The organism is Bradyrhizobium sp. SUTN9-2, assembly GCF_003122645.1.
Taxonomy (GTDB): domain Bacteria; phylum Pseudomonadota; class Alphaproteobacteria; order Rhizobiales; family Xanthobacteraceae; genus Bradyrhizobium; species Bradyrhizobium yuanmingense.
In genome coordinates, this window is record NZ_LAXE01000001.1 from 2,143,774 (window position 1) to 2,155,794 (window position 12,021).

The following is a 12,021-nucleotide window of genomic DNA, read 5'->3' on the forward strand; positions in this document are numbered from 1 at the left end:
GTCTACCTAGCCAACGTAAATGGCCTTCGCCGTTCTCGCAACGATCAGACGCGTCTTTGTCTCCAAGTGCGCTCCAATGATGCGGAAGTCGGGAATCGAATGCGTGGCTACGGTGAACAAGCCAGAAGCTCATAATTGCCCCCTCGCGATAAGCGGCTTCAGGATTGGGTGCGGGGGCAGGAGTGGTCGGCACAACGCTTCACTTTCTCCCTCGCAAGCCAGCTCAGCCGACCAAATCTGGCAGGTGCCTTGCGGAACATCTAGACGATAAAAGGCACGGCGCCCCGGGCAGCCGCCCACGGGTGCGAGGTGGCAGCGCTGCAGTACCGCGACGCTGGCGCGCGAAGTTAGTGGCGCACGTGATAGGGACAGCGCTTTCCGAGGGCCTCTTTGACGAGCGCCGAGTCACATCGTCATTTAACTGCGCTGGCAGCGCGGAGTCGGCAGTTTCAGAGCTTTGAACAGCGCAGAGGGCCGGCCCGCGCTGCCTCCCCCTAATTCTAAACCTTCTGGGCTCGGAATACCTCAACACACCAATGGGTGAGCCATGCCCGATCCTGCGCATCGATTGCTGTGAGCCAGAACCTTGGGATGCTCTCGCGATCTGCTGCATAAGCCGGCGGACACGTTCCTGGCAAGCGTCAGCATAAGTCGAGGCGGCTGCCCCATGTCGAGCGCAGCTGAGGTCGCATTTGTCACCAACGGACGGTTTCTCTGATCTGGATCAGCGACGTCGATTTGCGCCTTCTCTGCAGAGGAGGCTGAATTATCCTGGTGCAGCCAAACCCCGCCGGTTGCGGTTCGGCAGGCGACGGATCTTTGCCGCCCGTATGAGAACATCGCAGTTTTTGGCGAGAGCGAAGAGGCAAGCGCGTATATCAGATAGTCTATCTGATCATTGCGCAGCTACAAGGTCCTTTTCGATCGTCTTCGCCGAACAGATCATGGCAGGCCGCTAAACGACGGCGGCAGCACTTCCCTTCCGCGCGCATTTTCGCACCCGATCCCGCACATTCGCAGTTTTGATATTGCGAGTTGTTCCGCCGAGTCTCGGCGAAGCAAAATGGTGGCACGCCGTTGAGGAACCGGCAGACGCGAATTCAAAGCTATGCTGAGCAGAGATAACATCAACGCTGATCGCCCGCAGCCTCACAGGTTGAGGCCGCGCGAATTCTCTGGGATCCATCGCGAAAGATCCTGCGGGAATTCCGAGCCACGCGCTCACTCTACGCAAGAGGCGCGACTGCATTGCGGCCGCATAGCGGCCATTGCGTTGCTCGTGTGGCTTCATTTGGGAACGCAAGCCGTTTGGTCGCTCGCGCGAGAATGAATTACCGATGCTTGGTGAAAGAAGAGCATGCAGACGCTTGCGCCTCTACAAAAATCAACCCTCTGCCTGACATCGAGCTGTTCGGCGCGAACTTCATCGCGCAACTGCGCTCCAAAACGGCAGGAAGCCTGCCGCAGACGCTAGCCCGAGGAACAAGCGCCTCGAGGCCAACGCTCGCCGCCGCAAGCCGTGCTGGCCATACCTTGGTCTCTCGCAAAGCAAGGGCAGCCTAGAAGCGCTGGACTACGAGACCTTCGCCAGAATGGCGAACAGCGCCGGGAGCTATATCGGGGACAAAGGCCGCGGTGTAGTGAGGGAGCTAAGTGCTTATACGCAAAGACGCTCTGGATAACGGCGTTACGGAGCGGCCGATACCGCCGAGCCCCGCGAAGCCTGCTGCCTTCATGCAAGGTAGTTCAACGCGGTGTGCTCTTCGCGCCGCCGTGCTGTGCATGACTACCAATGCTGGTAGGTTACCCGAGGCCACTCTCTCGCTAAAGTCCCACTGTACCCTGAGGCGGCGGGCCTCACGGGAAAGCCGGGTGGGTTAGCCTTGTGATCCCCGAGGCTGACTACTGAGCCAGCGGCACGTGATAGCGACAGCGCCTTCCTTCCTCCAATGGGGGGTGCCGAGTCATGTCGCCCCCAGCGTTCCGGCGAAGCGGATGCGACAGATAGCGCATTTATCCACCCTCCCTGGTGGACATCGGCGCCGAGTCGCATCCGCGCTGCTTTGTCTCGAACTCGCTAATCGCGTCTAGTTTTCGCGCCTTACAGGAAGATAGGCTGGCGAGCTCATTAAGCATTTTGACGAATCGGAACCCAATCGTCCTCCACACGCGAACCCAGCGTGGAGCACGCGCCGGTAACGGCGCGAGGTATTCGAATTCGAAAGCAAGTGTGCGCAATCCGAATGGCCAATTCCTGCATGCTCGAAGAGCCCACGAGCCAGGGGGCGTGAAGTCATGCGGCGACCAGTCATTAAACGCGCGGTGGATTGGCTGAGTGTCAATCCGGCGCGTAGTCCCAATGCGGTTGCCGCTGATCGCAAGCGCGCCGAATGGCTGATCTGAGGCGTAATGCGATATCGCTGCCAACGGCAAGCGGCCCGACCACATGGGTCGCCTGCGTTTTATAGATTGCGCAGGTCTGTCAGCTTTCGGTAAGCCAGCCCCGATAAAAAAGCGTTGGGTTTAACGGGGCATGGCAGAGACAGCGCATGAGCTGAAGGACCACCATGTGCCGAGTCACGCTTCCGTTAAGCTCATTGCAATGCGGATGCGGCAGAGTGGTGCCTCATGATGCCCCCCAGGCTGCCAGGCGCCGAGTCGCGTCCGCAATGCTTCCAACTTGCGGGTTAGTTCTCCTTTCGATTTTGATCGTTTTTGCAAGCAATCAGCTTCTTGCCGCCGCTTAAAGCTCAGTTTGGAGCAGTTAGCTGGGTGGCAGGGAAAGCGTTGCCAACTGCATGCGTGGGGGAAAGGTGCTGATGCAAGTTCTGCTAAGTTCAACTGGCAGTGCGGCCGGGGTAGGGACAGCGTCTGCTCCATCGCAACTAAACGGCGCCGAGTCGCACCCACACCGCTTCCGATCCATTTTCGCCAACACTCAGGAAGGGAAAGAAGACTGCTTTGGCTTAGTCCGGTCCGCTGTTATCTTGATGCAATTGTGTTCGCCATGTGTGGCGACGACGACGCCCACAGCGTCGTCGATTCTTCAACGCGGTACTCCCTGTCGCCGGCTTTCAAGCTCTCGGATAATCTTCTCACTCTATCGCGCTTCGTCTGGACTTGCCCTGCCAACATTCTTGCGTGCGTTTGGCCTGACATTGTCTTTTATACACTGTGTTCTATGCACGCCCACGTGTCTGGTCATGCTGGTGTCTCCAATTGCTTTGCTTTAAGGCAAAGACCCAGTTTAGAGGGTCGCCGATGAGATGGGGCCGACCTATTTTGGTAGGTGCCCTTCATTACTTCTCGCAGATATAACTTAGTCACCCTTGAGAATTTGAGCCTCATGGGAGCAAAGGTGGCCAGCCCCAGTCTTTGTGACCGGGTTGGCCACCAGCGCTCGACATATGCCCTGGGGCAGCTACAGGCCAAAAATGCATACATTGGAGCGGCATATCACGACGCTGCGGTCGCAAGCGCTTGCGGTGCTTGTAGCAAATCAGGTCCGTGCCTCCGATCAGTCTCTGGGACTATCTGATCGCAAGGTGGCCACATTGAACATGGACGAAGTTCAGGCAATGCTAACCATACTCGATTGCATGAAACCCAACCTGCGGCCGAAGGAAGCACGGCAGATCGCTGCGCGCATACGCGCCCTTTTAGAGGGGGCGCATGAGTGTCAGCCCGTTCGGGTAGCATGTCTGTGAGCCCACTAGTGTGAGCTTTCGGTAGGTTGTCCAACAGGTCGTGAACGAGGAAGCGGACCTAGAGCGGTTCACGGATTTATTGAATCGGAAGGGATTCCGGATCAGGGGCGAACATGATTCAAGATGCTGGCTGGGCTGGAGGCCAGCATCCGATGGTCCGACCAATTTCCAACGATTTGCGTAAGCGCGCGGTATCCGCTGTTGCCAAAGGTGAGAGCTGCCGACCTGTGGCGGAACGGTTTGGCGTTGCGGTCTCGTCAGTTGTGAAGTGGTCACAGCGTTATCGAACGACCGGCTCGGTAGCGCCTGGCAAGATGGGTGGTCACCGCAAGCCTGTGCTTGATCCGCACCGCGCCTTCGTCGTCGAGCGGATCACTCAGACGCCGCACCTGACGCTGCATGGTCTGAAGGCGGAACTGGCAGCCCGCGGGGTCAAGGTCTCACACAATGCGGTCTGGCTGTTCCTACGCCGGGAAGGGCTGCGGTTCAAAAAAACACTGTTCGCCCTCGAACAGGCTCGCGCCGACGTCTCGCGTAGGCGCCAGCGCTGGCGATCCTGGCAGGCCGGGCTCGATCCGGGCCGGCTCGTCTTCATCGATGAGACCTGACCTGGATCAAGACCAACATGGCCCCTTTGCGAGGCTGGGGACCCAAAGGGGCGCGCCTGCGCGGCTTCGCTCCGCACGGTCACTGGCGTACCCTCACATTCCTGGGCGCGCTCCGCCATGACCAACTCACAGCACCCTGCGTCTTCGACGGCCCGATCAACGGTGAATGCTTCCGTGGTTACGTGAAGCACATTCTACTGCCAACTCTGCGCGAAGGCGACATCGTCATTCTCGACAATCTCGGAAGCCACAAGTCGAAAGCCGTCAGGCAGATGATCAAGGCTGCTGGCGCCAGGCTCTGGTACCTGCCGCCATACTCGCCCGACCTCAACCCGATCGAACAGGCCTTCTCCAAGATCAAACATTGGATGAGGCAAGCTCAGAAGCGCACCATCGAGGATACTTGGCGCCATATCGGTCACCTCGTCCAGGACATCCAGCCTCGCGAATGCGCCAACTACTTCGCCAGCGCCGGTTATGCTTCAATCAAAATGTGAAACGCTCTAGCGAAGCTTTAGCCCACTCCTGGAGAATTGATGGGCACGCATAAGGATGCGGCTCTGACACCGCCAGATCGAGAAGCCATGGTGGCGAGGGTGATCATAGTAGCCTGACAAAGACCAACCGCGCTCCAATTCAATATTTCGGCCAAGTCCGTCGCCAAGTGGGTCAAGCGTTCCGCAAGGGCAGGCGTCGATGGAGCGTGATCGCTCTACAAGGTTTGAACGCCGAGCCAAACTCTGCCTGCCACATGCGCCGAAGTCGGAGTGCGACGACCGCGCTACGCCGATTGCGCAGCTTGACCCGCCCAACCGGTGCGGCGCTATGAACGTGAACATCCCGGTGAGCTGACACATCGATATCAAAAAGCTGGGCAAGTCCAACCGTGCCGGCCGGTTGAAAGAGCAGCCTGTGGGTACGCGGCGAAGAACCTGGCCAGATTATGTCTACATCTGAATCGAGGATGCCTCCCCCAAATACCTTCCGCAAGGCGATGAAGAGCGATCGTCAGGGCTGCGCCGCGGCCCTCCTCAAGGCGGGGACGCCACAACAGTCGGCGTAAAGGCCAGCAAGTCATGACCGACAACGGACCCCGCTACGAACCTTTGCTTCCGCCAAAGCGGGCGAACGCCTCGGGCTCGAGTAAATCGGCACCAAGCTCTATGGGGGCTCTTTAGCAGATCAACATCTGCTGCTGCGCTGCTTGGAAATACGATCTTTGTCAGGAGCAGTATTGCGTCACCTCGGCGGACCTCAAGGAATTCTACACTGCACATCGTCGATCCAGCCCATGAGCTGCTCTAGAGCAGACCGGATCGGTCGCCGACCGCGGCAGCCGGTCGGCGAATCGGCGGAAGCCGACGTACGCCTGCATACCAAGCGAAGAAAGTCTCGCGGCGATGATGGCGCAACCAAAAGGATTTTCATCCATTCCCGGGCCATTTTTGAGCCGCCGATTTCTTTTTCTCTTGCGCAAGTTGACAATTTTCTTCCGCGCCCCTTAGGAAGTACCGTTAGCGCGGAAGGCTGAACATTCTTCAAACGAGAACAGTATACGCCGCGAAGCATGAGACGGAGGCAATCTTCATTACCACGGTTTCATCACCCCTCGATCCACCCCCTTATCTCGCAGCGGCCCTTCCACCATGGAGTTCGTAAACATCCGCAACAAGAACTCCGGGAGGCGGATCTATGTCATTCTCAGCGCAGGGGCTCGCGTTACTGTGCTCTCAACGCCGCAGTTGCGCGGATCTGCCAATCCCGTGACTAACTCATTGTTTGCTGTTTGTCCTTCTTGGATGAGCAGCAAATCAGTTGAGCTAAAGCCGAAGAGGTTCACTACGTTTCGCAGCAACTAGACTGCTGATCACCCGGCATATTCGATCATTTCGTCCGCTGTGGATAGCTACGACTTCGAAGTCGTCGGCGAATTAACCGAAGTTCAAGGCTTTGTCACATTCGCACCCGCAAAATCGAACTGAGGTCCAAATGAGCCACGTTTCGGAGCAGCCGATCGATCGCATCACAATTCCCATGCTGCAGCGGTGGAAGCAGGACGGTCGGCGTCTCGTCATGACGACTGCCTACGACGCGGTCGCGGCGCGTATCGCGGATCCGTCTGTCGACATCATTCTCGTCGGTGACAGTGTGGGTAACGTTTGCCTTGGGTTCGAAAATACGCTTCCAGTGAGCGTTGCGATGATGAACCATCATCTCGAAGCCGTGGTACGCAGCAAGCCTCGTGCTTTACTCGTCGCTGATATGCCATTTCTAAGCTTCCACGTTAGCGTCGAGGAAACGATACGCAATGCCGGCGGCTTCCTGCAGCGAGGCGCAGCTGCAGTGAAACTCGAGGGCGGTGGCAAGAGAATCGAAATGGTACGGGCCCTCGTCGATTGCGAGATTCCTGTGATGGGTCATCTCGGTCTTATGCCCCAGAGCGTCAACGTGATGGGCGGCTTCAAAGTGCAGGGTCGGAAAGCGGATCAAGCGTTGCGTCTGCTCGATGATGCTCACCGTCTGCAGGAGGCCGGTTGTTTCGCTTTGGTGTTGGAGGGCATTCCGGCCGAGCTTGCTGCTCGAGCGACCAAGTCCTTGACAATACCGACGATCGGGATCGGCGCCGGCCCGGACTGTTCAGGCCAGGTGCTCGTGTTCCACGACGTGCTGGGCCTCACTGGAGGTCATCGCCCCAAATTCGTTCGCGCCTATGCAGAAGGCTTTCAGCATTTGCATGATGCGCTCTCGCGCTGGGCCGCGGATGTCCGCGGTGGTGCATTCCCGGGACCACAAGAGTCCTATAGGCTTCCCGAAGGCGTCGGAGAGGCAATTGCCACCTGGGCGCCGTCCAACCCGGCTTGATATAGAGCTCCACATGCAAACAATCACGAGGGTCGCTGAACTTCGCAGTACTCTCGCTAAATCCCGCGGCGCCGATCGACGGGTCGGATTGGTGCCGACAATGGGCTATCTTCACGATGGCCACATGGCGCTGATCGCAGCGAGCCAGGCGCAATGCGACGTCACCGTCGTCAGCATCTTCGTCAACCCCACTCAGTTCGGACCAAACGAGGATCTCAGCAGCTACCCGCGCGACTTTCTACGTGATGAGGAACTGTGCCGTGATGGCGGTGTCGCGATCCTCTTTGCGCCGGATACACTGGAAGTCTATACGAGCCATTTCGAAACCTTCGTTGAACCGGGCGACCTCGCCAAACCTCTGTGCGGAGTCTTCAGGCCTGGGCATTTTCGCGGTGTCGCGACCGTCGTATGCAAATTGTTCAATATGGTGCAGCCCGATGTCGTATTTTTTGGGCAGAAGGATTTTCAGCAATGCGCAGTCGTGCGTCGCATGGTAATTGATCTCAATCTCCCGATCGAGATGGTCACTGTGCCAACCGTTCGCGAACGCGATGGGCTCGCAATGAGCAGCCGCAACCGCTATCTCAGCAAGGAAGAGCGTCAGCGGGCCCTTGCGATCAATCGGGGACTATCCGCCGCGCTCGACGAATTTCGCTCGGGAGAGCGCAACGTGGAAAAGCTGATTGCGGTCGCCAGGGGGCATTTAGAGGCAGTTGACAGACTGCAGTATCTTGAACTTGTCGACGGTGACACGCTCAAAACCGCCGATAGTCCACTGCGGCGCCCCGCGGCGCTTTGTGCGGCAGCCTACGTTGGCTCAACGCGGCTGATCGACAACGTCTTACTGGGTTGCCAGCTCGGTAGCGCAATGCGTGGCTAAACCGCGCGCAGCATATTGAGCGCCAAGAAATGCTCAAAGCATCTCCGAAAGCGCTGGGAGCTGGTAGCGAAGGGCCAACTCCAACGCGACTTTGTTGGGCGACTTAGCGAGGATAGGTAGCCGGTGCATACGGAATATTGTGGGACCTAAAACTTTTGTGTCCGGCAACATCACGAGATTTGCTCTACGGCGATCAGCGATCAATTCGACAAACCTTCGTATAGTGCTCTACAGCCCAGGCTATATCACCCATTGACCTTTGTAGAGTTGAGCACCCGTCACGTCGCCTATACTTTCGACGTCGAACCTCGATCATTGGTCTGCGGGTCAGTGCGAAACCTGAGCTGCTGCCTTGCTATAATTCATTAAGTCCAATCAGGCGTTACGACGAGCATCTAGAGTTCGGACCTCCGGCTGAGAAGACGGGGGCTTTATAGCAGGCGCCGATCATCGAGATGCGGAATTAGCCATCAGAACAGCGGAATAACATACACTCGAGCGACGAACATGGAAGCCAAGGATAGTGCGTCTGCACCCGCGAGCACGTGAGCTCTTAGAGTAGCCAATAGCGCGTCCCTCGTACCGTGGGCTAGCACAGCCGCAGCATTGGTGATCATTGCCGCTTTATAACTTGCGGCGAATTTGCATCCCACTCTTGATACATGAGTCGATATGGCATTCACCGAGCTTTTCATCAAACGACCGGTATTGTCTATCGTCGTCAGTTCCTTGATTCTGCTGATCGGCTTGCGCGCGGCCACCGTACTGCCGATCCGGCAATATCCCAAGCTATCTAATACGGTCGTCAATATCACGACTTCCTATCCTGGCGCTTCTGCCGACATGATCCAGGGGTTCATTACCTCTCCCCTGGAGCAGGCTGTCGCGTCCGCTGAGGGGGTTGACTACATTAGTTCCTCGTCTGTGCTTGGTACTTCGACCATCAAAGTCTACATCAAGCTCAATTTTGATCCCAACGAAGCGCTCACGGAGGTGCTCTCCAAGGTCAACTCAGTCAAATACTTGATCCCGAAGGAATCAAGCGATCCAGTTGTCACGAAGTCGACGGGTCAGAAGACTGCTGTCATGTACATCGCCTTCTCCAGCGAGGAACTGGCGGCAAGTGCGATCTCCGACTATCTCTCACGCGTCGTGCAACCGGTTATCTCAACGGTCGACGGCGTTGCAGCGGCAGACATTCTGGGTGGGCAGAATTTTGCGATGCGCCTATGGCTCGATAGTGCGAAAATGGCAGGGCACGGCGTGTCGCCGGCTGAGGTTTCGGCTGCAATCGCCGCTAACAACTTCCAGGCCGCGGCGGGCCAGACCAAGGGCTATTTCACCATCTCCGATGTCACGGCAAACACGGATCTGCGGAGTGTTGAAGATTTCAAGCGCATGATCGTGAAGGCCAATGACGGTGGCTTTGTGCGCATGGAGGACATTGCGGTAGTGGAGCTTGCCGCGCAGAGTGCTGACATTAGTGTCGCGATGAATGGCGAGCACGCGGTCTTTGTCGGCGTGCAGGCGAGCCCGCAAGGAAATCCTCTAAACATAGCGCGAGGCGTTCGAGGGCTCTTTCCAGAAATCGAGCGTAACCTGCCGCCCTCATTGAGGATGAAAGTAGCCTACGACTCCACCAAATTTATTCAATCATCGATCGATGAAGTTGAGAAGACGCTCATTGAGGCCGTCGTGGTCGTTGTGGTCGTGATCTTCCTGTTCCTGGCCTCGCTGCGCTCGGTCATCATTCCTGTTGTCACTATTCCGTTGTCGCTCGTTGGTGTCTGCAGCATGATGTTGGTACTGGGGTTTTCATTCAATCTCTTGACCCTCCTTGCAATGGTACTCGCTATCGGTCTCGTAGTCGACGACGCGATAGTGGTGGTGGAGAACATTCACCGCCATTTGGAAGAAGGTGCAACGCCGCGAAAGGCTGCCATAGCGGGAGCGCGCGAGATCGTCGGCCCCATTGTCTCCATGACGATTACTTTGGCTGCGGTATATGCTCCAATCGGATTTCTGGGCGGTCTCACCGGTGCGCTGTTCCGCGAGTTCGCGTTTACGCTAGCGGGAGCGGTGATCGTCTCGGGCGTGATCGCGTTGACGCTATCGCCGATGATGTGCTCGCTCCTCCTGAAGCGCGACGAGGGGGGGCGGTTTGCAAGATTTGTGAACCGTGGGTTCGGCGCCATGACACAGTGGTACGGCCGCAAGCTCGACCGCTCGCTTGACTATCGACCGGTTACGGGCTTGTTTGCGCTAACCATGCTTGGCCTCGTCGGCTTTCTCTATATACACACTTCCAAAGAACTCGCCCCCGAGGAGGATCAAGGGATCGTATTCGCTTTAACGAAGGCGCCGAAATACGCCAATATCGACTACCTCGACTATTACGGCACCAAGCTCGAGAACGCGTTCCAGAAATTTCCAGAGACTGACTTGAGCTTCGTGCTCAATGGCGTTAGCGGCCAGCAGAGTGGCCTAGCGGGCATGCTGCTCAAGCCGTGGGACGAGCGCAAGCGATCATCGATTGTACTAAAGTCCCTTGTCCAGGCCGAGCTGTCAAAAATCGAAGGCATCAACGCGTTTGCCTTTAGCTTGCCTCCACTTCCGGGCGGTTCGGACGGGCTACCAGTGCAGATGGTGATCAATTCGACCCTTGGCTTCCAATCCATCTACGAGCAGATGTCAAAGCTGAAGGATGCGGCGCGTAAGAGCGGCCTGTTCATGGTGAGCGACTCCGACCTCGAGTTCAACCAGCCTGTGGTACGAATCAAGGTTGATCGATCCAAGGCTAACGAGCTTGGCATCACCATGCAGACCATCGGCAATGCGCTTGCCACATTACTGGGGGGAAACTACGTCAACCGCTTCAACTTGCAGGGCCGCTCTTACCAGGTGATCCCGCAGGTTCCCCGAGAGGAACGTCTGGTGCCGCAAGCAATCGGGAGCTATTACGTAAAGACCGCGACAGGCTCAATGCTTCCACTGTCTACCGTAGTCTCCATCGAGACCGCCACCGATCCGAACGCGCTCACCCACTTCAATCAGCTCAATTGCGCGACTTTTCAGGCAGTGCCGATGCCCGGCGTCACGATCGAACAGGCAGTGGATTTCCTGGAAGCCGAGGCGAAGAAACTGCCAGTAGGCTTCAGCCACGACTTCCTGGCCGACGCGCGCCAATATGTGCAAGAGGGTAATCAACTGGTCATTACATTTATATTTGCACTCATCATCATATTCTTGGTGCTTTCGGCGCAGTTCGAAAGTCTGCGCGATCCGCTCATCATCATGATCAGCGTGCCGATGGCAATTGTCGGTGCGTTGATTCCGCCGTTCCTTGGCTGGGCGACCATGAACATTTACACCCAGGTTGGACTGTTGACACTTGTCGGGTTGATTTCTAAGCACGGCATCCTGATGGTTGAGTTCGCCAATGAGCTGCAGCTCAAGGAGAGATTTGAACGTCGCTCGGCTATAGAGATGGCGGCGCGCGTCCGATTGCGCCCAATATTGATGACGACAGCGGCGATGGTCACGGGCTTCATACCCTTATTGACTGCAACGGGAGCTGGAGCGGCGAGCCGCTTCTCGATCGGGCTGGTCCTCGCCGCCGGCATGTCTGTCGGCACTCTGATCACGCTATTCGTGCTTCCAGCGCTCTACGTCGCGATCGCGTCCGATCACCGTGACGACGCGAGCGCCGACCGCGCGAACCTAGCCGAGCTCGACTTCACCGGCGCTGCTAATGCCGAGATGGCCAGGTAATGACTATCAAATAAATGTGGGTTTGCTCCGTGGTGCGCGCGAAGGAGCCTAGGACCCCTCCACGCTTCCTGTGACATCGAGATCTTCGCGCACTTGGTGCCGAGCTGGGCGCCTCATCTTCTCCGAGAGAAGAACACGTCGGTGGTCCGCTGGTAAGCGGCAAAGACACCCCATCGCTTGAGCTTATGTACAA

General features: G+C 57.3%; 3 protein-coding genes and 1 pseudogene. All 4 read left to right on the forward strand.

Features of this window, described 5'->3' with window-relative positions:
• Nucleotides 1-3,859 precede the first annotated feature (3,859 nt).
• The 4 genes and pseudogenes from XF30_RS10145 to XF30_RS10165 all read left to right on the forward strand — a co-directional run bounded on the left by XF30_RS10145 (nucleotide 3,860) and on the right by XF30_RS10165 (nucleotide 11,828).
• A pseudogene (locus XF30_RS10145) lies at nucleotides 3,860-4,812 on the forward strand (IS630 family transposase).
• Nucleotides 4,813-6,304: 1,492 nt separating this feature from the next.
• The gene (gene panB, locus XF30_RS10155; protein WP_109142575.1) at nucleotides 6,305-7,177 is read left to right on the forward strand and encodes a 3-methyl-2-oxobutanoate hydroxymethyltransferase; all 873 of its coding nucleotides are present in this window, start codon (nucleotides 6,305-6,307) and stop codon (nucleotides 7,175-7,177) included.
• 13 nt (nucleotides 7,178-7,190) lie between these two features.
• A complete protein-coding gene (panC, locus tag XF30_RS10160; protein WP_109142576.1) occupies nucleotides 7,191-8,057 on the forward strand; it encodes a pantoate--beta-alanine ligase in 867 nt (288 codons plus the stop codon).
• A 672-nt stretch (nucleotides 8,058-8,729) separates the two neighbouring features.
• Nucleotides 8,730-11,828 (forward strand): efflux RND transporter permease subunit, encoded by a 3,099-nt coding sequence (locus XF30_RS10165; protein WP_109142577.1) that lies wholly within the window; start codon nucleotides 8,730-8,732, stop codon nucleotides 11,826-11,828.
• The last annotated feature ends 193 nt before the right edge of the window (nucleotides 11,829-12,021 follow it).

Bases quoted from the DNA above. Each gene is read 5' to 3' on its own strand.
- panB (WP_109142575.1), top strand. From the start codon at position 6,305: ATGAGCCACGTTTCGGAGCAGCCGATCGATCGCATCACAATTCCCATG.
- panC (WP_109142576.1), top strand. From the start codon at position 7,191: ATGCAAACAATCACGAGGGTCGCTGAACTTCGCAGTACTCTCGCTAAA.
- XF30_RS10165 (WP_109142577.1), top strand. From the start codon at position 8,730: ATGGCATTCACCGAGCTTTTCATCAAACGACCGGTATTGTCTATCGTC.